Here is a 24,345-nt window from a genome sequence, read left to right as displayed (position 1 = left end):
GATGAGCACACTGGTACACAGCAGCACCCGCCCGTTGGACAGTGTCGTACTGGCCGTGGTCCTGACCGGCTTCGTGGCCAGCACCTATGGCTTTGGCGTCTACCTGTTCGCCAACCTGGTGGTGGATATGCGCCGCGACATCGGCTTCGACTACACCACCGTGGGCTTGATCACCGGCGGGGCGCAAGTCGGCTTCCTGCTGTTTTCGTCGGTGACCAGCGTGATCAGCCGCTATGTCGAAGGCTGGAAAATCAGCCTGGTGTCCACCGTGATCACCTCGCTGGCGCTGTTGGGCCTGAGTGTCAGCCAGAGTATCTGGCTGTCCGGCGGCCTGTTGATTCTGCTTGGAGGCTGCTCGGCCTCGGTGTATATCCCGCTGGCGGAGATCGTCACCAAGGGCTTCAGCCCCGGTAACCGATCGCGGGTCATGGGGCTGATCTCCAGCGGCACCAGCTACGGCGTGTTTATCAACGGCTTGCTGGTGTCGTTTCTTACCCTGAACGGCGGCTGGCGTTCGATATGGCTGACGGCCGGCCTGATTTCTGTGGTGTTGTGCGTGATGGCCTGGTTGCTGTTGCGCAATCTGGCGGCGGGAGGGGAGGGCGAGGTCGCCGCTGAGCGTTTGTCGTCTGCCAAGCGCCCCGTGCCCTGGCTGAGCCGCTCGCTGTACCTGACCTGGGCGATTGCATTCCTCAATGGCATGGCGTTACTGCCATTCCAGACCTACCTGGCGCCGTATCTGCGCGATGAGCTGGGCGTGTCGGTGCGGGATGCCGGGTTTATCTGGACGACCATCGGCGCGGTGGGCATGGCTTCGGGGTTTCTGGTGGGGTGGATTGCCGACAAGGTCGGCGTGCGGGTCTCGTTGGCCATGTGTTTTTTGAGTGCGGGGCTGGCCTCGGCCCTGGTGTTCAGTTTCAACAGCATCGCGTTGTTCTACCTGGCGGCGTTGTTGTTTGCGCTGGCGTTTTATCCGGTGTTCGGGTTGGTCCCCAGTTATATCGGGCAAATCGTGCCGGTCAGCCGGCTGACCCAGGCCTTTGGCATAGCCAATGTGCTGATCGGCTTGGGGGGCGTGTGCGGCAATTTTCTGGGGGGGCTTTCCAAGGACGTTACCGGGTCGTTCTCGACAGTCTATTGGGTGGTGGCGCTGTTGCTGTTTGCGCAATGCGTGATGGTCTTCATGCTGGGTAACCCCTCCGTTGCGGCGCGGGAGAGCGATCATGAGTGATGTTGTACAGCGTCAAAACCCTGATCTGCATGCGTTTGCGTTCAGTCACCGCGAGCGTTTGCGCATCGGGCAACAGCCCAGGGTCATCTGGCTGACGGGGCTTTCCGCGTCCGGCAAATCAACCATTGCCGATGCGTTGGACAGTGCGCTGCAAGCGCGAGGACACGTGACCTGCATTATCGACGGCGACTCGGTGCGTGGCGGGCTCTGTCGCGACTTGGGATTCAGCGATCGGGACCGGGAGGAGAACATCCGTCGGGTCGCGGAGGTCGCGCGCTTGATGCTTGAGGCGGGGCTGATGGTGATCGTGGCGTTGATCTCTCCTTCGGCGGCCTGTCGGCATCACGCGCGCTCGATTGTGGGCCATGAATATTTTGTCGAAGTGCACGTGGATGTCTCGTTGGAAATCGCTGAACAACGTGACCCCAAGGGACTGTATAAAAAAGCCCGGGCCGGGCAGATCAAGCACTTCACCGGGATCGACTCGATTTATGAGGTGCCGGTCTGTCCGGACGTACACCTGAACACCCAGGCGCTGTCCGTAGCGCAGTCTGTCGAGGCTATTCTTGAACGGGCTCTGCGCGCCGACGATCACGCCTAGCCGTTGGTCTTTGCGTTTTTTATCCCAGTGTCTGCAACCAGGAAAAACACGGTACTCTGCGCCATCGCAGCACTAGCGTGTTTATCAGGAGCAGGCATGACGCATTTTACCGGCACTGCAAAGTCGATTCGGCTGATTGGTGGAACCCGCGTGCTGGACTTCATCAATACGACGAATGGCCGTCGGCCCGGCTCCTCGCTCAAGGTCATGGAGGAGCGGCTCACCAGTTTCCAGTTCTTCTTTGAGTGGGCGCTGCATGCCTCTTTGATTTGCGCCCGGGAGTTCGAGGCATACAAACCCATGGTGTTTGAAGCGTCGATGTCGTACCAGCCGGACCTGGAGGCGCTGATTGCATTCAGGGAATGTTTGTATACGGCGTTCTATCCGTTGTCCCTGGGCCAGGTTGCGCCTGATCAGGCCTTGCAGCAGATCAACCTGACGTTCCAGCAAGGCGTCGCCTGGCGCGTATTGCGGTCGGTGGACGGCGTGCCGGGTTGGGCCTGGAAAAGCTGCGCCAGTAGCCGTGAACTGACCGCGATGTTGATCGGCCGCCTGGCCATCGAGGCAACGCAACTGTTGGCATCCGGCAATCTTCGCGAACTCAAGAGCTGCACCGCCACCGACTGCGACTGGCTGTTCCTGGATAGCTCCAAGAACAAATTGCGCAAGTGGTGCCAGATGAGCGTGTGCGGCAGTCGGGAGAAGTTGAGCCGTCTTAAACAGGTGCTTTGATTTCGATACCGCTGGCGAGGTCGATAGCAGGCAATTGCTCGACCTGAATAGGACTGAGGAAACGCGCTGCGTTCGCGGCGATTTTTTGTCTGTTTCCTACGTTCCCGGCACGTACTGATTGCAAGATCAGGAACCGATTCCGACAGATGGGCCACACAAGGGGAAAGCTGATGGCTTTCGACTTCTGGTTGACGCTACCGGCTGAAAATCGTCCCCTTCGATGGAGAAACCTATGTCGGTCCCGATGCTAGATAAAACCCTCAACCCTTCTTCAACCCCAACCCCATCACGAACCGCTGCCACGTCCGAGGCCAAGGTCGCTCGCCCGATGCCTTCCGCGCTCTCCTTCAACAGCCACAGCGCTGCTGACGTCAATTTTCGATTCAGGGAAACCCAGGGTGGTCCGGTCTTCGGCAATTATCAGCCGTCAACCGAGCGGCACTATCGCCCTTACCACCCCGGCTATCAGGGCGGCGCTCCTGCAATGCCGAGTTTTATGGAACAGTTCAAACAATGGATGACACAGTGGTTTGGCGGGGGGCGCCCACCCCATCGTCCAGGTTGCGGCAACCCGCCTCCACGGCCTGATCCGACGATTGGCAATCCGCCGCCAAGACCTTTCCCGACAATGCCGGGCAGGCCTGACCCACACTATTCGAAGATGAATAGAGAAGAGCTGGCGCAGTTACTGCTCAACAATTTCGACGCCTTCAAGGATCCGAGCAAACCGGGGTATATCAGCACCGAGAGCCTGCACGCCATGGCGAACAAGTCATGGTCCAGCGACCCGCTCATGAACCAGAACATTCGCCTGGCCCGAGAGCTGCTGCGGCGCCCCGAGTTGACCGATGCCCTCGATCGACATAGCAGCACGGGCGCGCTGGATGGGCTGATCGACAGGCAAAACCTGAGCCTGGTCATCAAAGGCGAGAACTATTTCAAATACAAGAGCGATAAGGAGTTGGCCGGAGAGATGCTTGAGCATTTCGATGACTTGAAAGGGCGCCGGGGGGCCGAGCTCAAAATCAGCGACCTGAGAAAACTGGCGCGCCAACCCCCCACGCAAGACTCCGACAAGAACCACTTGATCCAGTTGGCCCAGGAAATTCTCAAACGCGGCGATGTATTGAAAATGATGGATAACCTCGCGGGTAACGACAACGACGGTCGCATCAGTCGCAAAGCGCTCAAATTGCTTTCCCGCTGAATGACGCCTGGACGCTGCGACTGGCGTGCAGCGTCCGGGCAGATTGTGCAGGGAACCAATAACGACCATTTACCACGAAGAAAGCACCCACCGGCGTTTTGACTGCCGATGGATGTTTCCATTTATTGGATCAGGTCTGGACCATGAATTCGACATCCTTTGAATCTCGCCACTCCCAGTACGCTGTTTCGACCTTGTCTGCTGCGGCAAGTGAAGTAGAAAACCAAGCCCCCCCGGTGCCTCAAAAGCTCAACCTCACCTCCTCTCCTAAGAGCAGCTTCAAGGCGCCCACCGCCGAAGATTTTCATAAAGGCGCTCAGACTCGCATGGAAAAACCGACGTTAAGCGCGGGGCTTTCAGTGTTGGGCAGTTTGTGGGGCAAGTTGTCCGGCCGCCAATAAATAGGCGTGTTCCCCCACTGGCTCTGCAGGCCGCGGATGCAGGGTATGGCTGGCTGGTTACAAACGCTCAAAGTCTGCCAGGCCCTGTTCAGGGCTTGAGCCTCTTCTTGCCGGAACCATAACTTTTAGAGCGCCACATATCCGTAGCTTGTGCCGTGCGAATGCCCAGACGGTTGTGACATCCGGCGGACGATTCAGGCTAAAAAATTCAAAATAGAGTGAGATAAAGAATGACGAATGGCATCAATAATTCAGGTTTCAGGTCGCTTCTTACATCCAATACCCCGTCAGCACAGGGTGGGCAGCAGGTCTCCACCGCCGGCGGCGGGTATTCCAGGCAGGGCATCGATGCGCGGACGACCGGTACGCAGCCTCTTCAGTCGCCGCTCTCTTCGTTCCCTTTTATCGGCGGTAGAAGTTCTGCCAATCGGCATGTCGACAATCAGAACTTTTTTGGCGCCATGCACACTCCCGGTAACCCCTATATCAGTTCCGATGACCACCTGTTGGCGAGCGCATTGAAAAACAATTTTTCATTGCTGGAAAAATTTCAGAAAGACGGGCGTCTGGACCAGAAAGCGCTGCAGCAAGTCGCCGACGAAGATCCGAACAACAGCACCGTGTCCGAGCGTACGATCATGCTGGCACGGGAGATACTCAATCGACCGCGCTTGAACGAGGCGATCACCCAGGATGGCTCCATCACTCGAGACAGCCTCTCCAAAGCCGCCGATCTGATGGTCGGTAATACCAACCCCAACACGCAAAGCGCAGACCCTTACCATGCCAAGACCGATGCCCAGGTGGTCCAGGCTTTCAGCGGCATGTTCGACGACTTGCGTGATAAATCGCAGGACTACAGCTTCTTTTTCGAGAAGCACCGCTACGTGAAGAAAGACACGCTTATCGAGATGAGCAAGGACCCCGACGAAATCACCGCAAACGGTGAGGTGGTGCGGGACCCGGCGACCGGCTTCCCGAAGAAAAAGTACAGCGAACAACAGGTATACCTGGCCAAGAACCTTGTCGAGCGGCCGGGGCTGCTGGCCTCGCTGGACAGCACCAAGGCGAACGGCAGCAATATTTTTGGCAGCCACAACAATGATGGCTGGCTGAAAAACTACAGCATCGAGCGTTGGTTGGATAACGACAGGAAAGAGAGGGGTCATTAAGGCGCAGGGGTTCGCATAAGCTCCCTGAGTGATTCATGCGGCGTACAACGGAGGGTATTCATATCCGCAATATTTTGCCGCTGGCTGCAACCGCCGCCAGCATTCCCGCGATCAACAGGAACGCTGCGGCCAGACTGCTGCCATGCGCGATGAACCCGATGACCGCAGGCCCGGCCAGTATCCCGGCATACCCCAGGGTGGTGATGGCCGGCACGGCAATGTGTTCAGGCATGACATTCTGCTTACCAACGGCGGTGTAGAGCACCGGCACAATATTGGAACAGCCGGCGCCCACCAGAGCGTAGCCCAGCAGCGCCATTTCCCAAGCGGGTGACAGGGTGGCAAGCAACAAGCCGGTTGCGGCCAGAGAGCCACCCCCCACGATCACCCACATGGGGCCCAATCGACGCACGATGGCGTCACCGGTGAGGCGCCCGGCCGTCATGGTCAAGGCGAACGCGGCATAACCGAGGCCCGCGTAGGCCTCATCCAGGCCACGTTCGGCGCTGAGGAACACGGCGCTCCAGTCCAGCACGGCGCCCTCGGCCAAAAACACGACAAAACACAGGCAGCCGATAAACAACACCACGCCATGGGGCACCGCAAACGCCGGCCCGGCGCGTTCGCTACCATAAGGCAGCCAATGCGGCCCGGCCTTGAGCAGCGCCGCAAGGGTCACGACCACCACCACCAGCGTTGCCTGCAACGGCGACAAACCCAGGCCCAGCAGCCCCGAGACACCCGCCGCACCGACGATGCCTCCCAGACTGAACAGTCCATGAAACCCCGACATCATGGTTTTTCCACTGGCCCTTTCGACAATCACTGCCTGCAAATTGACCGTGGAGTCGACCGTGCCCAGGCCGGCGCCGAACAGGAACAGCGCGGCGATCAGCAGCGGTACCGAACTGACCGTGGCCAGCATCGGCAAGGCCAGGCAGATCATGAGCGTGCCGGCTGTGAGCACGCGACGGCAGCCAAAGCGCGACGCCAATAGACCGGCCATGGGCATGGCGATGATCGAACCCACCCCCAGGCACAACAGCAGCAGACCCAATGTGCCTTCATTCAGTTGCGCGCGCGCTTTGGCGTACGGCACCAACGGTGCCCAGGCCGCGATACCGAAGCCTGCAATGAAGAACGCGATTCGGGTCGACATTTGCTCCAGGCGCCCTGGAACCACGGGGGCTGAGGTGGGAATGGCAGTCATGAAAAATCCTTGTTTTTGCGTTCAACGAACGATGTCCGGCGCGACATCCTTGCACATCAGGCCATAGAGCACGAGGGAGGTTCCATGGGAGCAGTCTGCTGTGAATTTTATTTTTACACACTTGGAACGCTATGCAGGCCGTCGACCACACAGAGACTGTCGGATGTGTAGGAGGCGTTCTGGAAGGTGCGTAATCCCGGTGGGAAATGCTGAACCCCAGGGTTCCCGCCGTGGATTACCACCTTCCAGGCCGCCTCTGACAATGAGTCAGGACATGGGCATATAGGCCGCTACTTCGACGACCTCCGCATGGATGACCCGCACCAGCAGCATGCCCCTGGGGGTGGTTTCCTTGCCCATGTAACTCTCGACCACCACGCGGTCCGCCGCCGTGGCGTGCAGCGCAAGGCGCCGAGGTTTGCGCAGGAGTTTGCGGGCCTGGGCATCGACCGGATACGACGGTCGACCCGTTCGCACACTGTCGCAAAAAGCCACGACAACGGCTCGTGGCGTCGCAGGCGGGGGAGAGGGCAGACCGGCGCTGGCGAACAGCTGGTTGAGTTGCTCGGCGGTAGCCACCGCCCGGGGGAACCCGGTGAATGCCGACGCCACCAACAGCAACTCGGTCAGCTCCGCAGGTGCCAAGCCTTGTGCGAGGCTGGTCTTGAAGTGCACGCTCAGGGGTGGTCCGACCATACCCGCTGCGACAATGGCGGCAAAGATCGCCGCCTCTTGAAGGCGCGGGTCAAGGCCCTGGCGGTCATGCAAGTATCCGTACACCACACCGACTGCAAGCTCGCCCAGGGCCGGTGCCGTGTGGAACAACGCATCCAGCCGTGCGCCGCCATCGGGGACCAGCTCGGTAAATGTCTTGCGGCCTTTCTTGTACAGGGTTTCAACGGGGTTACGAGGAGCAGTGCTATTCATGTGTGCAGCCTCTGGGAGAAGAGGACCGCGTTTGTTCGACTGCGCACGGACTTCGGCCTGATGAAACGTCGATCCATCGGAAACATCAGTGTAGGACGCGCAGGCCGATTCGACATGCCTGGGTGCGGCCGCCTCGTGGTGGCGTGCCACGCTTGCTTCCCACACAATCGAGTCGCCTGTTTCTATTTTGATCGTAGCGATTGCTGAAGTGGATACCCCGATGACCCTGTTCTATGACGCACGCGGCAATATTTATGCTGTGGTCAACCCGGCTGCCTTAAGACACCAGGGCATCGACGTGCCTGACAGCGCAGCGTCAGCGGCGCGCACGCGCAAGGCCTGGGCCGCATCGGCCATCGCCGCCGAATGCGAGTGGGGAGAGACCCCGCACCCGGCCGAGGGCAAGGCCCATCGTTGCGACGGCTTGCTGGTCGGCCCGTTCCAGGCCCAGCCGCCGTTCGACCTGCTGATCGTCAACACCGACGGCTCACTGGCCGAGCGCAGTGGCAATGGCTTGACCATCTTTGCCCAGGCGCTCACCGACCAGGGCTTGATGACCGACGGCTGTGAGTTGCGCGTGCACCATGACCAGCCCGATGGGGTGTCACCGGTGGCGACATGGGTTGAGCCGGCGGTCTTTGAGCAGGTCGCGGGATTCTGGCTGGCCTTGGGACCACCCGCCTTCGGACCGTCGGCCGTGGGGGCCAAGGATGTGGATCAGGTGTTGCTGGATACCACTGAACTCAGCCACGTCAGCGCGCTGGCGGCGATAGACCCGCACTGGGCACACAGCCAGTTTGTGCGTGTGGGCAATCCCCATTGCGTCACTTTGGTCGAACAGGCTTCGGCCCTGCCGGACAACTCACAGATGCAACGGTCGGCCCTGTTCGAAGCGCTGCAGGCGATAGCCTTCGCACCGCCTGCGGGCAGTGGCCAACCCTGTGTTGCCGGGATCAATTTGCAGTGGGCCGCCCAACAACCCGGCAACCGGGTGGTCGCCCGGGTCTTCGAACGGGGCGAAGGCCCCACGGCGTCTTCCGGAACCAGCGCCAGTGCCGTGGCCTGTGCCGCATGGCGGGCGGGCTGGGTCGAGGCCGGTGAAGTGGCCGTCGTGATGCCGGGTGGCATTGCGCCAGTTCGCTTGCATGTTCAGGACGATACGTTGCTGAGCGTCAGCCTGTTCGGGACCGCGCGACCTCAGGCATAAGTTTTTGAACGGCTGATAGCCTGTACGGGTGTCAGCTGTTTCTCTATTGGTTAGTTAATTAACTCAAGTCGGTGTAGGGCATTTCTTATATGTAAGAAGTGGCTCATTGATGCGTTTTTTATTTTGCAAAAGATACTTCCATTTTTGCTGTGCGAAACTTCTTTTTTATTTTTAAGCGGCCGTTTTTTTCCTGAAATCGCTAAGCTTTAGAGCGTTCAGGTGCTTTTTCTCGAAAACTTATTCGCTGTTTTACGGGAGGAAGTCTTTCAGTTCGATATTGGTTAATTAGGGCGGGTAACAACGGATGGTTAACGCGTTTGTTTCGTCACGTTTCAAATTGATCCTTCCATATATAGATACCGACTTTCAGGTCGTAGCGTTCAAAGGTCGCGAGATTCTCGATCAACCTTTTATCATCCAGGTACAGGTGGTGAGTGAAAACCCGTCCCTGGACCTGGAGGCGATGCTCCAGCAACCGGCCTACCTGGATCTGGGCGAAGCGAACGAAGGGCTGCACGGGCAGGTATACACAATCGGCCGGGATGACCCGGGACGACGACTTACCCGCTATCACCTGACGCTCGCGCCGCGCCTTGCGTGCCTCGCCCATCGGCGTGACCAACGAATTTTCCAGCAGCGCAGCGTTCCGCAGATCATCGCGTCGGTCCTCGAGTCCCATGGCATCCTGGCCGACGCCTATTCCTTTGAGCTGGGTCCGGTGCTCTATCCACCGCGCACGTTCTGCGCGCAGTACGCGGAAACCGACCTGCATTTCATCCAGCGGCTGTGTGAGGAAGAGGGCATTCACTACCACTTTCGCCACAGCGAAGACGCGCATGTGCTGGTGTTCGGTGATGACCAGACAGTATTTCGCCGCTTGCCCGCACAGCATTATTGCGCTGCCGGCGGGCCCGAGGCCCAAATGCGGGTAATCCAGCGTTTCGATGTGCGCCTGGCCACGCGCAGTCGGCGAACGGTGCGGCGTGATCATGATTTCGAGCGTCCTTCCCTGTATCTGCAGGAAGCGGCGGGGGCGGATTGCAGGCACCCCCTTGAAGACTACGGCTATCCGGCAGGCTTTACCGGGCATGCCCACGGTTCGCGTCTGGCGCGTCGGGCGCTGGAGCGTCATCACAGCGACCGTCAGCGCGCCTCGGGCAGGAGTGATCAGCCGGCGCTGCGCAGCGGGCATTTCCTTGAGCTGCATGATCATCCAGACCCGTCCTGCAATGACCTGTGGTTGATCACTTCGGTACGTCACGAAGGCTATCAGCCGCAGGTGCTGGAAGAGCTGGCGGGTGGGGTGATGGGAGAGGTCGATAGCTTCCACGGCTATCGCAACCGCTTCACTGCAACCCCCTGGCGTGCGACGTATCGGCCGCCTCACAAACATCCCAAACCGGGTATCAACGGCAGCCAGACCGCCACGGTAACCGGGCCTGCCGGTGAGGAGGTGCACTGCGATGCGTATGGCCGGGTGAAAGTGCGCTTTCATTGGGACCGCCTGGACACGTCCGATGACAAAAGCAGTTGCTGGGTACGGGTGGCGTCCGGTTGGGCCGGTGATGGGTTTGGCGCAACGATGATCCCGCGCGTGGGCATGGAAGTGCTGGTGACCTTTCTCGAAGGCGACCCCGACCAGCCGCTGATTAACGGCTGCCTGCCGAATGCGCTGCACATGCCGTCCTATCCATTGCCTCAGCACAAGACCCGCAGTGTTCTGCGCAGCCGCAGCACCTTGGGCGGTGGCGGCTCCAACGAGGTGTACCTGGAAGACCGCCGCGGTGAGGAGCTTATCTACCTTCGGGCACAACGGGACCTGGAACAACAGGTGGGCCATGACAGCCGCCTGGAGGTGATGGGAGAGCGGCGGGAAATTATTCGCGGGTTAAGCACGGTTCACCTGGAAAACCAGGAGCATCACCAGGTCACCGGGGATCGCAAGGTCGTTCTGAAGGCTGACGATCATCTGCATGTGCAGGGCGACAGCCGGACCTATGTGGGACAGACCCTGTTGATTGAGGCTGGACAGCAGGTTCATCTGAAGGCCGGCGCCAGCTTGGTAATCGACGCAGGTGCACAGCTGAGTCTCAAGGCGGGAGGGGAACATCTGGTCATCCAGGCGGGCGGTATTTTCAGCAGTCGCCCTATCACGCTCGGTGGCTCGCCGTGCGCGACCCCGTCGACGCGTTCCCAGTGGATGGCCGAGGAGCCGAAAGTCGCCGCCGCACAAGGCGCCATCATGAACCTGGCCAGGCAACTGGGCGCGGACTTCTGCCCCGTGTGTGAACGCTGCCGGGAAGGCCTGTGCGATATCCGCGAGAGGGCTGCCTGATGGAAACTCAGCCAAACCAGTGGATGGTCCAACAGATGCAGGCAGGACGCAGGCCTTGCCTGATACTTGAGGGCGATAACGCAGCACGCCAGCCAATGCTGGCCGTCCGCGACTTGTCAGCGTATTGCAGCCTGTATGCACACACCCCGCTGGCGGAAATAGCCACCACAGGCCCGGTGATCCTGCTGCTGGAGCAGATGGGCGAGCCTGCGCTGCTCGACCTTTTAGAGCAGCCAGAAACGAATTGGGGCTGGTTGGGCTGCATCCCCACCACTGACTTGTCGAGCTTGACTCATCACTGGCGCGAGCGGCTGCTGGTCGGGCCGGCTGGTCACCAGTCGCTGTACCGCTTTCACGACAATCGCACACTCGCACGCGCATTGGATTATCTGCCATTGCAGGATTGGGCGGCCTTTCTCGGTCCATTGATCAGCGTTTGCTACTGGCACGAAAACCGCTGGCACAGCGTCGATAATCCCGCCCCTGGCGAGTACCCGGTGCCCGATCCCGCCCCTTGGCTGAAGGCTCCGAACCCCAACGCCCGCACCATCCTGCACGCCAATGTCTTGCGTTATCTGTTGGCGGAATACAGTGAAAACCTGGTCGCGCTGGTCGAATTTCAAGACCCCAAAGTGTGGCTGGCCCAGGTGCTGGAACAGGCTCGCGCCTGGCAATGGACCCGGCCCGAGCAGCTGGAATTTTTGGTCGTGCGACGGTTGGAAGAAGCTACTGGTGCCAGTGTGATTCGCTGGCAGCCGAAAGAGGGGGAAGCACCCGAGGAGCACTTTGACCGGGTGGTATGGCAGTGGCGTTCGCTGGAGAAGAAAAATGAATAGGCAAGTTTGGGGTGTGCTGATTGCGCTGGGTACGGCAGGGCTTTTTGGGTGCGTGGGTCGGCCGGTTGAGAGCTTTACGTTGGAGGTGGATTTGCCTGCGAATTTTAAACTCAAAACGGCCGCCAATTACCGGCCCGCAACGGGGGAAACCTGCACCTTGCCGCGTCGTCGAGGCAAGAGGCCGGAACGCAAAGTATTCTTTACCGATTACACACCAGTGGCTCATCGGCTGAGTTATCAACTGCCGCTGACTGAAATTGTCAATGGATGCCCGTTGGTATTGCGCGGGTTGGAGTTTGATGTCTATGCGAAGTGGGGGAGTCGTGATTGGGATATCGGCGGGGACATTGGCAACATTTCAATTTTAGATCGCACCACCCATTCCTCAGGGATGCCACAGCAGGGAGTTCAGCAGTTGTTGGGGCAGTGTCAATGGTTATTCCGGACGATAGGGCCAAAGCAGGCAATCATAAAAATTCTTAAATGCAATTCTCTAGACGCTGCAGGCCAACTGCAAAGCGCATCGGCAGGTGGCGTCGCACAACGAGATCAGCTAGCGGGGAACACCCTCAGGATGGCGCTGAGATTAAGTGGTGAGGAGGCGCCTGCTATCGACGATAAGTGGGTAGCTGTTCCGAATGGTTGGAAGCGTTGCAAAGGGAAAAGCTTCGAAGACCCGTACGCTTACTGCAACGGTAATATCACCGACTTTAAGCCTATAAAAATGCCGGATGGTCGCATCTGTGAGGTTTATCCATCCTGCAAGTAAAAAGGAGAAATTCATGAAGCTGGACGCACGGAAGCAAATTTTTTTCAGTGATAAAAAACCTGCCTGCTCACTGCGAGGGCATTGGATTAGCTTTTGTTTGGTTGATGAGTTTGGAACGGGCTCTTCATATGGTGGTTTGCCGTATACCGTTTACGACAGTGCCGGTCAACACTATAAAGGACGCTTGAACGGAGACGGCTTTGCCAAACTAACGGATATCTATTGCGGCCCCGTGGTTCTTGTTTTTGACGATCTTTATTCTGGGGCCGAGCAACCCTATCAGTACTTAATGACGCGCCCCACTTATAAGCTTCCTATTACAGAACTTCAGTTTCGCGCGGAAGGAACTCGGTTTGCTGCGACGGATGGTCGGCGCGTTGAAAATAATCCCGCTCGACAGCAAGCCAATCGGTTCTATCAGGTCGAAGTGCGTGATTTGGTCAGACATGTCGCACACTTACCTCCAATTGCGCCCCGGACTCATCAGCCCCAACGGCATGCCTTGAAAATGATTGCCGACCTGGGCTTCGGCCCACCCCAGTCAACGTTATCGGGCATCGTACTGTTTCCTAACAATCATACTGTTCTTGAGGTGCGGCCCCTGCGAGCGCTGAGGCCGATGCTGTCCACCGCTGATAACTTCTGTGCCTTGAACCTGTATCAGTTGGGGTTGTTTGCTGCGTTGAGTTATTGCGATTTCGGTCAGGAACCGCCGGTCAAACCCTTGGATAAAGTTCATTTTCCGCTGGACCCAAGCGTTGGAAATCTCTTTGCCGAACAGCTTTCGGGGCACGACGAGGCCTGGCGGATTGATCCTGAACAAACTCAGCGTTTCTATCCGCTCTACGAAGACATTCCTTACTCCAAACGTTTCGAAATTTTGCCCTTCGATCCCGAGCTGTATCCACAAAATCGTCCAGAGCTTGAGGACGACCAGGAATACCCTTCGCGCCTGCACTTCTTTGATGACGAAAAAGACGGTACTGACACCCAGGCATTCATAACCCATCACGATGACGTAATCTTGATAGCAGTACGTGGCACCGCCAGCACAAGTGACGGGTTGCGTGACGCAAACGCCCATCAAAAACCGTTTGCCGAAGGTGTCGGCAAGGCTCATGAAGGGTTCTATCAGGCTTACCGGGCGATGCGTGATTTCGTACTGCGATACCTCGGCCAGTTTTACAACGACCAACGAATAGTCATCTGCGGTCATAGCCTGGGCGGTGCCATTGCATTGTTATTGGCCGAAGGGTTGCGTCGTGTGTCGGATAATGACTACAACATCCTCCTCTACACCTACGGCGCCCCCCGCGCCGCCGATTCCGAATTCACCGCCGGTGCATCCACCCTGGTCCACCACCGTATCGTCAACCACAACGACCCCGTTCCCAGTGTCCCGGCACCCTGGATGAATACCACCGCCAAGCTCTGGGTCCCGGGCCTCGTCACGCTATTCAGCGCTCCCACAGCCGGTGGCCTGTTGTTTGCCGCCGGCCTGGTGCGGTTCGGTGGTAACCCCTACCAACACCATGGAGAGCAACAGCATTTCATGCCGATCACGCTCTCGGATGGCACGCAATCATCGGTGCTGTGGAAGCCCGGTTGTGAGTCCATCGAAGAGGCAGGCCGCAATCGAGCGTTGCAAGCTGACAGCGATATGCCCGAGCGCGCCGGGTTGATCAGCCAGTTGGTGCAATACAAACAGCATTTCATGACGGCCAGCTACATCCCGGCCGCTTGGGCGACGCTGCGGCGTTGGCAACAAACCCTGGAAAACAACGGCCCGCTGGTGACCCAAAGAGAGTTTGAGTTAATCGACCATGCCCTCGCGACCATGCGCAGACAGCTTCAAGACAAGCGGCGAGAACTGACCCGACATCGACCGGCCAATGACCGTGCCTATGAACATCACGAGCCATTGAACGCCGAAATCGACCGCCTGCACGCCAGTCGCGAACGCTTGCAATCCCTGCGCTGGCGCCGCCTCGAAGCCCGCGATGTCTACGGCAGCCATGCCCATGCCGCCCACTTGCAACCGAGTCTCAAGCGTTGGTTCAGCCACCGTGAAAACCGTGAATGGTCCCAGGCCGCCAGCGTACCTCCCGCCACGCAGAACGAAAGGGGGAAGCCGCAGCCGCTGGACATCGACTCGATTGTCTGATCAGTGTGCCGACACAAACTCTACCTGTGCCGGCTGACGTTTCATCACAACCTTGCCGCTGCGAATTGAGTACAGCGCCAGGCCCTGGCTGCGAATCACCTCGTAGTCGCTGTTTGCCGAAAGGATCAACAGGTTGGCCGGGCGCCCGGGCTCCAGGCCGTAGCGATCACCCAGGGCCATGGCCTTGGCGCTGTTGTCCGTCACCAGGTCCAGCGCGCTTTGCAGGTTGCGGTAGCCGAGCATATGGCAGATGTGCAGACCGGCCTCCAGCACCCGCAGGATGTTGCCATTGCCCAACGGGTACCAAGGGTCGACGATGGAATCCTGGCCGAAGCACACGTTCATGCCTGCTTCGAGCAACTCGTTGACGCGGGTCACGCCGCGGCGTTTCGGGAAGCTGTCGAAGCGGCCTTGCAGGTGGATGCTTTCGGTCGGGCACGAGACGAAGCTGATACCGGAGTGCCCCAGCAGGCGGAACAGTTTGGCGCAGTAGGCGTTGTCGTAGGAACCCATGGCCGTGGTGTGGCTGGCCGTTACGCGGGCACCCATGCCGCGGCTGCGGGCTTCTTCGGCCAACACTTCAAGGAAGCGCGAGTGTGGGTCATCGGTTTCGTCGCAATGCACATCGACCAGGCAACCGGTGCGTTCGGCCAGGTCCATCAGGAACTTCACCGAGCTCACGCCCTGGTCGCGGGTGTATTCAAAGTGGGGGATGCCACCGATCACGTCGGCGCCCAGGCGAACGGCTTCTTCCATCAGTTCGCGGCCATTGCGGTACGACTCGATGCCTTCCTGGGGAAAGGCAACGATCTGCAGGTCGATCAGGTGCGTGCTTTCTTCGCGTACCTCCAGCATGGCTTTGAGCGCCGTAAGGTCCGGGTCGGTGACGTCTACGTGGGTCCGCACATGCTGGATGCCATGGGCCGCCAGGGCCTGGATGGTTTTTTTTGCGCGAGTCCTGGTGTCTTCCAGGGTGATGGTGGCCTTGCGTTCGCCCCAGCACTCGATGCCTTCGAACAGGGTGCCGCTCATGTTCCAGCGGGGCTCGCCGGCGGTGAGGGTGGCGTCGAGGTGGATATGCGGTTCGACGAAGGGCGGGATCACCAGATTGCCGGCAGCATCCAAATCACCGGTGGCTAAAACCGGCACCCCCGTTTGTGCGGTGATGCTGGCGATCCGGCCATGTTCCAGGTGCAGATCATGCAGGCCTTCACGGTTGCGCAGGCGGGCGTTGATGATGTGCATGGGCAAGTTCCTCTTGGCTAAAACAATCAGGCAGACGGCGGCCAGATTACCATTCTCGTGAAACCACGCTTGTAGATTGGGTAGCCGGCGCACGCACGCGCAATACGGCGGTGAGCGCCATGTAGGTCAGCGATGCGGCTGCGATCCCCACCAACGGCGCAACCCACGGAGAATTGAACGCCAGCACGGTGCCCACGGCGTACGCCGCCAGCCCTGGCCAGTTGAACGCCGGCAGGCGCGCTTCGGCCAGGCGTGGGTACTGGCCGCGATAACGGTAGAAGAAGTCTGCCATGATCACTCCGCCAATCGGTGGGATCACCGTGCCCAGCAGGATCAGATAGGGCACCAGCATGTCGTACATGCCCAGCAGCGCGAGCAAGGTGCCGATCACTGCGCCGGCAAGCGTCACCGTCTTGCGGCGCCGGGTGCGCAACAGGTTGCAGCCGGCCACGGCAAAGTTATAGATGGTGTTGTCCTGGGTGCTCCAGATATTGAGCAGCAACATGGCCATCGCCGCCATGGCAAAGCCTTGCAGCAGCAACACTTCGACCACATCCGGTTGTTGATAGACGATGGCACCGTAGGCCCCGATCAGCACCATCAGGCCATTGCCGATAAAAAAACCGATCAGGCTGGCCAGCACCGCCACCCTGGCCGAACGCGAAAACCGCGTCCAGTTGGTGGCCTGGGTCGCGCCGCTGACAAAGGTGCCGAACACCAGAGTGATGGCTGTGGACAAGTCCAGCTCACGGGTTGGCACGACCGCCAGCAGGCCGTCCCAACCGCCAACTTTTAGCGTGGCGACCCACATCGACAGTATCAGTAACAAACCCATGGCCGGCACTGCGATGTAGGACAGAATCTCCAGCCCGCGATAGCCCACGTAGGCCGTGGCGCAAAACACCAGGCCGAACACCACCATCAATGCCAGCACGCTGCCAGAGCTTAATTCGAAATATTTACCCAGCACCACGGCGGCAGTGGCGGTGCCCCAGGCATACCAGCCGATCTGGGTGAAACCGAGGATCAAGTCACTGAGCTTGCTGCCCACTTCGCCAAAGCAGAAGCGTCCCATCAAGACAGAATTCAAGCCGCTCTTGAAGGCGATGTAACCCAGGCCCGCGGCATAAATGCCCAACAGCAGGTTCCCCAAGGCCACCACGCCGAGCATCTCGGTAAAACTGAACGCTACCCCCAGCTTGCCGCCGGCAAACATGGTCGCGGTAAAGAACGTGAAGCCCAGCAGCACCATGGAGGTAGACGCCAGGCCTTTGCGCGCGTGCAGGGGAACTTCGCTTAAGGGGTAATCGTTGCCCGGTTCTGGCTGCGTCATGGTCTTGCTCCCTGAATGAGTGACGCAAGCCCGTTGCACCGCGCGTGCCAACGCAGCAGCCGTGGGTATTTATTGCCAGACAGGGGAAAACGCAGGCGGGAGTGCTCGCGATGCCCGGCCGGGCACGAAAGCAGTGCAGTGGTGATACAAAATGGATCAGTCGAACAGTGTGTGTTTGACCTGTGGCAAGGGAGCCCTCGCCACAGTCGACGCCGGTTTACTCACCGCGATAGATGCAGCCGCTGGTGCAGGTCTCATGGATACGAATCGCGCTGAGTTCCGGTAGCAGGGGTTTGAGTTCATTCCAGATCCACTTGGCCAGCACTTCGCTGGTGGGGTTTTCCAGGCCTGGGATGTCGTTGAGGTAGTTGTGATCGAGGCGTTCATAGAGCGGCTTGAAAATCGCCTTGATCTCCGAGAAGTCGCGAATCCAGCCGGTATGAGGGTCCAGGTCGCCGCTGAGGTGGATCGCCACCTTGAACGAATGCCCATGCAGGCGCCCGCATTTGTGGCCGTCCGGTACGTGCGGCAGGCGATGGGCGGATTCGAATGTAAATTCCTTGAAGATTTCCACAGTATTTTCAGCTCGGTCAGTATCTGGCAGGCGGCGAGTTTAACAGCTTGGTCCGTCACCGCGCATACCGCTCGGTCAAAGCGCCTGCAAGCGCTCACCCAGCCCACCGTTATCGGCCAGCTCCAGAAACTCATCCCCCAGCCGCCGGCTCTCGCTCATCGCGGTTTGCCAGTATTTGTTACGGCCTTTGTCATTGCCCATGTAGCGCTTGAAGTCGCTGCGGTCCGGCAGTTTGCCGTGGGGCAGTCGGGCCAGGTAGTCCATGGACGGCGCCAGTAGCAGCACGTCCTGCAAACCCTGCCGGTTGCTGCGCCGCCATGGCAGGCCCTTGTCGAACCAGCCGGGGATGATCCGGTCGGTAAAGTGCGGGTACAGCACAATGTCGTCGCCGTGGTAGGGCAGGTCAAGGTGGTAGTCCAGCAGGCCGCCGTCGCGGTAGGTGCCGGTGCCTGCGCCAGGCAGGTCGCGCACGCCTTGCATCACCATGGGGATCGAGCCGGAGGCGAGCAGCGCCTGGCGCAGGTTGCCGGTGTCCAACTCAAGGAAGCGCGAGGGAAAATCCGTGAGCGGATGCACCGGTGGCGCCTGGCGTGGGTCGTGAATGATCAGCCGTTCGAAATGCCGCGACAGCCGTGCGCGGCCGCGCAGGTTATCGGCGATCACCGAGGACAGGCCCAGGCCCAGGCGTCCACGATGGTCATCGGCGAGCAGGCCATGGCTTTTGACTACCATGATGTTCAGGCGGTAGTCGGGATTGTCCAGCACCCGCGCATCGCGGCCGGCGAGCAAATCGTCGAGCATGCGCTGGCAACTGCGGCTGACCTCGGCCATGGTCACGCCTTTGGCAAAGCTCTGTTCGTTATACAGGCGGCCCAGGTCAAGCAGGCCTTGCACCGGGTCGGGCAGGCAGGCACTGGCAAACCGCCAGGAGCCGATCGAAGCACCGATCAGCGCCCGTTCGCGTGGCGCACGCGGCAGCCAGTCACCGAACAGCGCCAGGTCCAGGCCTTGGATGCCCAGCGCCTTGGGGCCGCCGGCCGCGCCGGGGAGAATGCCGACGTCCGCCGGCTTCAAGCCCTGTTCGCGAATGCGCGTGAGGGCGCGTTTACCGGCCTTGAGGGTCATGGCGGGGAACTTGATGTGGATGGCTGTCATACCGGTCTCTGTTGAAGCGAGCGGGGCAGTATAGGAAATCTCGCACGCTGCAGGAAAATGGCGTGCCGCCGCAATTGCCATGGTGGCAATTCAGTTTCAGTTAAGTTGCAGTCGTTACCGTGGCAGGCGTAGGAAAAACATTGTGTAACGGAGACTCATCATGAAGCGCCTCACAGCCCTGGTCGCCACCGTTATGATCGGCGTCACGGCGACCCAGGTTGCCGCTGTGGACCCCGACAAACCACTGATCGTGCCCGCCACTGTTACAATTGTTGCCTTCGACCAACTGGAAGCCGCGGCTCTGGCTCTGCACCCCGGCTCGACACTGCTGGACACCGATCTGGATGAGGACTACGGCAAGTACGTCTATGAAGTCGAAGTGCGCGACAGCAACGGCATTGAGTGGGACATCGAATTGGACGCGCTCTCCGGGCAGGTTCTCAAGAATCATCAGGATACGTAATGACGGTAAATTTACGCACCGGCAGTCGAGTGGCACTGGTGCTCGTGGTGTTCTGCTCAGGTTTGCAGGCCCGCGACCTCAACCAGGACGAAGCGCTGGCGCTGCGCCAGCAGGGCGTGATCCTGCCGCTTGAGCAGCTGCTGCAGCAGGCCATGGCGCGGTATCCCGGTTCGCGCCTGCTGGAGGCCGAGCTTGAAAAAAAACATGGCCAATATGCCTATGAAGTGGAACTGCTGACCACCGATGGAGTGGTGCGCGAGATCAAGCTCGACGCGACCACCGGTGTGCTGATCAAAGATGAGGAAGACTGATGCGCCTGCTTCTGGTGGAAGACAACGTACCCCTGGCCGATGAGCTGTTGGCCGGCCTGCAGCGCCAGGGCTACGCCGTCGACTGGCTGGCCGATGGGCGCGACGCCGCTTACCAGGGCCGCAGTGAACCCTACGACTTGATCATTCTCGACCTTGGCCTGCCCGGTCTGCCGGGGCTTGAGGTGCTGGCGCAATGGCGTGCCGCCGCGCTGGTCACGCCGGTGCTGATCCTCACCGCGCGCGACTCTTGGGCCGAGCGTATCGAAGGGCTCAAGGCCGGTGCCGACGATTACCTGAGCAAACCCTTTCACCCCGAGGAACTGCACCTGCGCATCCAGGCACTGTTGCGTCGTTCCCACGGCCAGGCCAACCAGCCCACCTTGCAAGCCGCCGGGCTGCATCTGGACGAAGGCCGTCAGTGCGTACTGCGTGATGGCGAAGAAATCCAACTGACCGCCGCCGAATTCCGCCTGTTGCGTTACTTCATGCTGCACCCCGAACAGATCCTGTCGAAAAGCCACCTGGCCGAGCATTTGTATGACGGTGAAACCGAGCGCGACTCCAATGTGCTGGAAGTCCACGTCAACCACCTGCGCCGCAAGCTGGGGCGCAGCGTGATCGAAACCCGGCGCGGCCAGGGCTACCGGTTCGGCGCCAGCCCTGCATGAGGTCGATTCAGCGGCGCCTCAGCCTGGGCTTGATCAGTGTGATGGTGATCGTCGGCGTGGTACTGGCGCAAACCAGCCTGTGGTTGTTCGAAGCCGGTTTGCAGCGCTACCTGGAAGCCGGGTTGCGCAACGACGCCGAAAACCTGCTGGCGGCGCTGGTACGCGGGCCCAACGGCGTGCAACTGGATGAGCAGCGTTTATCTCCGGCCTACCAGCGGCCGTTTTCCGGGCATTACTTCCGCATCGATTTTGCCGACACCCACTGGCGCTCTCGTTCGCTGTGGGATCAGGAACTGCCTCGGCTGCCTGAGAGCGGGATCAAAGGCAATCTGCAATTGGGCCCGGAAGGCCAGCAGCTGCTGGTGCTGCGTGCGGACTACAAGCGCTTTGGCCAGTCGATTTCCATCAGCGTGGCCCAGGACTACACCCCGGTGCGTGAAAGTTTCCGCCTGATGCGTCAGATCGGTCTGGTGCTCGGGCTGGCGGCATTGTTGCTGGTGCTGATCCTGCAACGCCTGACCGTACGCCGTGCGTTGCGCCCACTGGAAACCACGCGTAACCAGATTGCCCAGTTGCAGCAGGGACAACGTTCGCAACTCGACACCCAGGTGCCCGTGGAGCTGGAGCCCTTGGTCGCGCAGATCAACCACCTGCTGGCCCACACCGAAGACAGCCTTAAACGCTCGCGCAATGCCTTGGGCAACCTCGGGCATGCGCTGAAAACCCCGCTGGCGGTGCTGCTCAGCGCAGCGTCGAGCGAAGCGCTCAAGGACCAACCCGAACTGAGCAAATTGTTGCGTGAGCAGTTGGAGCAAGTGCAGCACCGTCTCAACCGTGAACTCAACCGCGCGCGCCTGGCCGGCGAAACCCTGCCGGGCGCGTTGTTTGACTGTGAGAAGGAACTGCCTGGCCTGCTGGCCACCTTGAACATGATCCATGGCGAGCACCTGGACCTGAGTTATCACGCGGGCCCCGGGCTGCAACTGCCGTGGGATCGTGAGGATTTGCTGGAACTGCTTGGCAACCTGATGGACAACGCGTGTAAGTGGGCTGATGCCGAAATTCGCCTGAACGTCCGCGAAACCGAGGACGCTTACCTGCTGACGGTGGAGGACGACGGCCCCGGCATCCCTGAAGCCCAGCGTGATCAAGTGTTCAGCCGTGGTGCGCGATTGGATGAGCAGACTGATGGCCATGGCCTGGGCTTGGGTATCGTGCGCGATATCGTCGACGTGTGGGGCGGGGTGTTGCGGTTGAAAGAGAGTGAATTGGGTGGGCTCAAGGTGCTGATTGAACTGCCCAAGCGCCATTCCTGACGCACTGCCATCGCAGCATGGGTATCTTCACATCTTGAGCGAGTCCCTTGCGTAGCAGCTGTCGAGGGGTGTGCAGATACTCATGGCCATCTGGGGCGAGCCTCCTCGCAACAGGTTTTTTGACATGCAGACCCACCTGCTGCAAAGTGCGCGCCCTCTAATAAGACCTCCTTAAAGCCTGCACTTGGGTTGCCATTTAATGGCCACCTGGGCGCGGGCATGCCTGTTTTTTATGTTTCTGCTTGAGGTAACCATGATTAACGCAGTCATCGCCGCGGTCGGCACCATGCTGGTGCTCAGCCTGTCCCGTGTGCATGTGGTCATCGCCATCATTGTTGGCGCGCTGGTAGGCGGCTTGACCGGCGGCCTGGGAATCGAGGCCACGCTCAAGGCCTTCAACGGCGGCCTGGGTGGCGGGGCGACTGTGGCTTTGTCCTACGCATTGCTCGGCGCTTTCGCGGTGGCGATTGCCAAGTCCGGCCTGGCTCACGCCCTGGCGGACAAGGCACTGCTGCTGGTGGACCGCCAGGATGCCACCGGCGGCAACCACGTCAAATGGCTGTTGATCGGCCTGTTGTGGGTGGTCGCGATAGCCTCGCAGAACATCCTGCCGATCCATATCGCGTTTATCCCGCTGCTGGTGCCGCCGCTGCTGTACGTGCTGACCAAGCTGCAACTGGACCGCCGCCTGATCGCGTGCGTGATGACCTTCGGCCTGATCACACCGTATATGTTCCTGCCGGTAGGCTTCGGCAATATCTTCCTCAACCAGATCCTGCTGGCCAACGTGGCCAGCAGCGGCGTGGACATCAGCCAGGTCAATGTGACCCACGCCATGAGCCTGCCGGCCCTGGGCATGGTGGTCGGCCTGCTGGTGGCGGTGTTTATCAGCTACCGCAAAAAACGTGTATACGACCTGGAGAAAATCGAGCGGGTCGAGCAGGTGGCGGTGCAGTACAACCCGCTGACCCTGCTGGTGGCGGGCGTGGCGATTGCCTCGGCGTTCATCATTCAGCTGTGGTTGGACTCGATGATCATCGGCGCCCTGGCCGGGTTCCTGATCTTCTCGGTGTCGGGCATCGTGCGCTGGCGCGATACCGACGACCTGTTCACCGAAGGCATGAAGATGATGGCCATGATCGGCTTCATCATGATCGCCGCCTCAGGCTTTGCCGAAGTGCTCAAGGCCACGGGTGACGTGCGTTCGCTGGTGGAAACCTCGGCAGCGTTCATCGGCCACAGCCGTGGTGTGGGTGCTTTGCTGATGTTGCTGGTGGGGCTGCTGGTGACCATGGGCATCGGCTCGTCGTTTTCCACGGTGCCGATCCTTGCGGCGATTTTCGTGCCGCTGTGCGTGCAACTGGGCTTCAGCCCGGTGGCTATCGTGTGCATCGTCGGGACGGCAGGTGCGCTGGGCGATGCCGGCTCACCGGCGTCGGACTCTACCCTCGGGCCCACCTCGGGCCTGAACATCGACGGCCAGCATCACCATATCTGGGACACCGTGGTGCCGACTTTCCTGCACTACAACCTTCCGCTGCTGGCGTTTGGCTGGCTGGCCGCCATGACCCTCTGACGGTCCACGCCTATAGAACCTGCGCAGTTGGCCGATAACCTCTCAAGTCGCTTAAATAAGAGAGAAAAATCATGCGTCTGAGTCTGAAGGCCAAAGTCCTGTCCCTCGCCGTCGTGCCGGTGCTGCTGTTTGCCCTGGTGATCAGCCTGACCACCGTGTGGATTCTCCAGGGCCAGGCGCGCAACGAGGTGGCTGAAACCCGCGAGCGCCTGCTCAACAACGCCAAGGCCACCCTGCAAAGTTATGTGGAAGTGGCCATGAGCACGATCAAGCCGCTCTACGACGCGGCCGCCCCGGGCGATACGGCGGCGCGGGCCGAGGTGGTCAAGCTGCTCTCCAACACAAGCTACGGCAAGGACGGCTACTTCTTCGGCTACGACTCCGAAACCATCCGCCTGTTCAAAGGCAACAGCCCCGACGGCGTGGGCAAGAGTTTCAAGGACAACCGCGACCCTAATGGTGTGTACGTCAACCGTGACCTGGTCAAGGTCGGCAAGGACGGCACCCACTACTTGCAATACAGCTCGACCCAACCCGGCCAGACGGAGCTGGTGCCCAAGATGGGCTACACCGAGTATTTGCCCAAGTGGGACATGGTCATCGGTACCTCGGTGAACCTCGATGGCATCGAAGCCCAGGTGGCGGTGGTCGAAGCCAAAGTGGAAAAACGCATGGAGGGCGTGTTGTTGAGCATCTTCGGCGTGGCCGTAGTGGTGCTGCTGGTGATCGCTGCCGTGGGTATGTTGCTGGCCAATACCATCTTGCGTCCGCTGCATTTGATGAAAGCCAACCTCGACGACATCGCCGCCGGTGAAGGCGATTTGACCCGCCGCCTGGCCATTACCAGCCAGGATGAGCTGGGCGACCTCGCGGGAGCCTTCAACCGGTTTGTCGACAAGATTCATGGCCTGG

The 24,345-nt window shown here is 59.9% G+C and carries 22 protein-coding genes and 1 pseudogene; 17 read left to right on the top strand and 6 right to left on the bottom strand.

Going from position 1 to position 24,345, the window contains the following annotated elements; translation table 11 throughout:
* Window position 1 precedes the first annotated feature (1 nt).
* From V6M90_RS03425 to V6M90_RS03400, 6 genes are all read left to right on the top strand, one after another.
* Window positions 2-1,231 (top strand): MFS transporter, encoded by a 1,230-nt coding sequence (locus V6M90_RS03425; protein ID WP_078823946.1) that lies wholly within the window; start codon window positions 2-4, stop codon window positions 1,229-1,231.
* Window positions 1,224-1,832, top strand: a complete 609-nt coding sequence (gene cysC, locus V6M90_RS03420) for an adenylyl-sulfate kinase (RefSeq protein ID WP_003173017.1) — start codon at window positions 1,224-1,226, stop codon at window positions 1,830-1,832. Before V6M90_RS03425 ends, cysC begins: the two co-directional genes overlap by 8 nt.
* A gap of 96 nt (window positions 1,833-1,928) precedes the next feature.
* A complete protein-coding gene (locus V6M90_RS03415; protein WP_332846074.1) occupies window positions 1,929-2,564 on the top strand; it encodes a CGNR zinc finger domain-containing protein in 636 nt (211 codons plus the stop codon).
* Between the two features lie 661 nt (window positions 2,565-3,225).
* Window positions 3,226-3,771 carry a hypothetical protein gene (locus V6M90_RS03410; protein WP_232291297.1) on the top strand — a complete coding sequence of 182 codons (546 nt, stop codon included), beginning with the start codon at window positions 3,226-3,228 and terminating at the stop codon, window positions 3,769-3,771.
* A 143-nt stretch (window positions 3,772-3,914) separates the two neighbouring features.
* Complete coding sequence (locus tag V6M90_RS03405) at window positions 3,915-4,172, top strand: hypothetical protein (RefSeq protein ID WP_003173021.1); 258 nt, start codon at window positions 3,915-3,917, stop codon at window positions 4,170-4,172.
* A 230-nt stretch (window positions 4,173-4,402) separates the two neighbouring features.
* Complete coding sequence (locus V6M90_RS03400; RefSeq protein ID WP_332846073.1) at window positions 4,403-5,344, top strand: hypothetical protein; 942 nt, start codon at window positions 4,403-4,405, stop codon at window positions 5,342-5,344.
* 58 nt (window positions 5,345-5,402) lie between these two features.
* Here V6M90_RS03400 and V6M90_RS03395 read toward each other — a convergent pair whose 3' ends face one another.
* Together V6M90_RS03395 and V6M90_RS03390 are read right to left on the bottom strand one after the other, a co-directional pair.
* Window positions 5,403-6,554, bottom strand: a complete 1,152-nt coding sequence (locus V6M90_RS03395; RefSeq protein WP_332846072.1) for an MFS transporter — start codon at window positions 6,552-6,554, stop codon at window positions 5,403-5,405.
* Between the two features lie 267 nt (window positions 6,555-6,821).
* On the bottom strand, window positions 6,822-7,481 hold the full coding sequence (locus tag V6M90_RS03390) for a carboxymuconolactone decarboxylase family protein (protein WP_141064976.1): 660 nt from the start codon (window positions 7,479-7,481) through the stop codon (window positions 6,822-6,824).
* Between the two features lie 220 nt (window positions 7,482-7,701).
* Here V6M90_RS03390 and V6M90_RS03385 point away from each other — a divergent pair, with 220 nt between their 5' ends.
* From V6M90_RS03385 to V6M90_RS03365, 5 genes are all read left to right on the top strand, one after another.
* Window positions 7,702-8,688, top strand: coding sequence for a DeoR family transcriptional regulator (locus tag V6M90_RS03385; RefSeq protein WP_042944446.1), 987 nt, complete (start codon window positions 7,702-7,704; stop codon window positions 8,686-8,688).
* Window positions 8,689-8,992: 304 nt separating this feature from the next.
* Window positions 8,993-11,023 carry a type VI secretion system Vgr family protein gene (locus V6M90_RS03380; RefSeq protein ID WP_003173026.1) on the top strand — a complete coding sequence of 677 codons (2,031 nt, stop codon included), beginning with the start codon at window positions 8,993-8,995 and terminating at the stop codon, window positions 11,021-11,023.
* On the top strand, window positions 11,023-11,859 hold the full coding sequence (locus V6M90_RS03375; protein WP_332846071.1) for a DUF4123 domain-containing protein: 837 nt from the start codon (window positions 11,023-11,025) through the stop codon (window positions 11,857-11,859). The genes V6M90_RS03380 and V6M90_RS03375 overlap by 1 nt, the downstream gene beginning before the upstream one ends.
* A complete protein-coding gene (locus V6M90_RS03370) occupies window positions 11,852-12,628 on the top strand; it encodes a hypothetical protein (protein WP_141064979.1) in 777 nt (258 codons plus the stop codon). The genes V6M90_RS03375 and V6M90_RS03370 overlap by 8 nt, the downstream gene beginning before the upstream one ends.
* A 13-nt stretch (window positions 12,629-12,641) precedes the next feature.
* Window positions 12,642-14,792, top strand: coding sequence for a lipase family protein (locus V6M90_RS03365; RefSeq protein WP_332846070.1), 2,151 nt, complete (start codon window positions 12,642-12,644; stop codon window positions 14,790-14,792).
* Here V6M90_RS03365 and codA read toward each other — a convergent pair whose 3' ends face one another.
* The 4 genes from codA to V6M90_RS03345 all read right to left on the bottom strand — a co-directional run bounded on the left by codA (window position 14,793) and on the right by V6M90_RS03345 (window position 19,099).
* Entirely contained in the window at window positions 14,793-16,037 is a 1,245-nt protein-coding gene (codA, locus tag V6M90_RS03360) for a cytosine deaminase (RefSeq protein ID WP_003173030.1), read from the bottom strand.
* A 46-nt stretch (window positions 16,038-16,083) separates the two neighbouring features.
* Window positions 16,084-17,370: a cytosine permease gene (codB, locus tag V6M90_RS03355; RefSeq protein WP_332846069.1), complete on the bottom strand. Its 1,287-nt coding sequence runs from the start codon at window positions 17,368-17,370 to the stop codon at window positions 16,084-16,086.
* A 217-nt stretch (window positions 17,371-17,587) separates the two neighbouring features.
* Window positions 17,588-17,944, bottom strand: a complete 357-nt coding sequence (gene queD / locus V6M90_RS03350) for a 6-carboxytetrahydropterin synthase QueD (RefSeq protein WP_003173033.1) — start codon at window positions 17,942-17,944, stop codon at window positions 17,588-17,590.
* Between the two features lie 75 nt (window positions 17,945-18,019).
* On the bottom strand, window positions 18,020-19,099 hold the full coding sequence (locus tag V6M90_RS03345) for a patatin-like phospholipase domain-containing protein (RefSeq protein WP_003173034.1): 1,080 nt from the start codon (window positions 19,097-19,099) through the stop codon (window positions 18,020-18,022).
* Window positions 19,100-19,259: 160 nt separating this feature from the next.
* Between V6M90_RS03345 and V6M90_RS03340 the strand changes: the two genes are divergently transcribed.
* From V6M90_RS03340 to V6M90_RS30075, 6 genes and pseudogenes are all read left to right on the top strand, one after another.
* Window positions 19,260-19,562: a PepSY domain-containing protein gene (locus V6M90_RS03340; protein ID WP_003173035.1), complete on the top strand. Its 303-nt coding sequence runs from the start codon at window positions 19,260-19,262 to the stop codon at window positions 19,560-19,562.
* Window positions 19,562-19,873, top strand: a complete 312-nt coding sequence (locus V6M90_RS03335; protein WP_078823961.1) for a PepSY domain-containing protein — start codon at window positions 19,562-19,564, stop codon at window positions 19,871-19,873. The genes V6M90_RS03340 and V6M90_RS03335 overlap by 1 nt, the downstream gene beginning before the upstream one ends.
* Window positions 19,873-20,541: a response regulator transcription factor gene (locus V6M90_RS03330; protein WP_003173037.1), complete on the top strand. Its 669-nt coding sequence runs from the start codon at window positions 19,873-19,875 to the stop codon at window positions 20,539-20,541. The genes V6M90_RS03335 and V6M90_RS03330 overlap by 1 nt, the downstream gene beginning before the upstream one ends.
* Window positions 20,538-21,857, top strand: a complete 1,320-nt coding sequence (locus V6M90_RS03325) for an ATP-binding protein (RefSeq protein WP_141064982.1) — start codon at window positions 20,538-20,540, stop codon at window positions 21,855-21,857. The genes V6M90_RS03330 and V6M90_RS03325 overlap by 4 nt, the downstream gene beginning before the upstream one ends.
* A 256-nt stretch (window positions 21,858-22,113) precedes the next feature.
* A complete protein-coding gene (locus V6M90_RS03320; RefSeq protein WP_176156620.1) occupies window positions 22,114-23,433 on the top strand; it encodes a Na+/H+ antiporter family protein in 1,320 nt (439 codons plus the stop codon).
* Window positions 23,434-23,504: 71 nt separating this feature from the next.
* Window positions 23,505-24,326 (top strand): annotated as a pseudogene (locus tag V6M90_RS30075) (cache domain-containing protein); the annotation flags it as partial.
* Between the last annotated feature and the right edge of the window lie 19 nt (window positions 24,327-24,345).

Origin of the sequence: Pseudomonas lactucae, from assembly GCF_036688725.1 — a bacterium.
GTDB classification, from domain to species: Bacteria; Pseudomonadota; Gammaproteobacteria; order Pseudomonadales; family Pseudomonadaceae; genus Aquipseudomonas; species Aquipseudomonas lactucae.
Note: the sequence above shows the minus strand (reverse complement) of the source record. Positions and strands in the feature narration are given on the sequence as shown.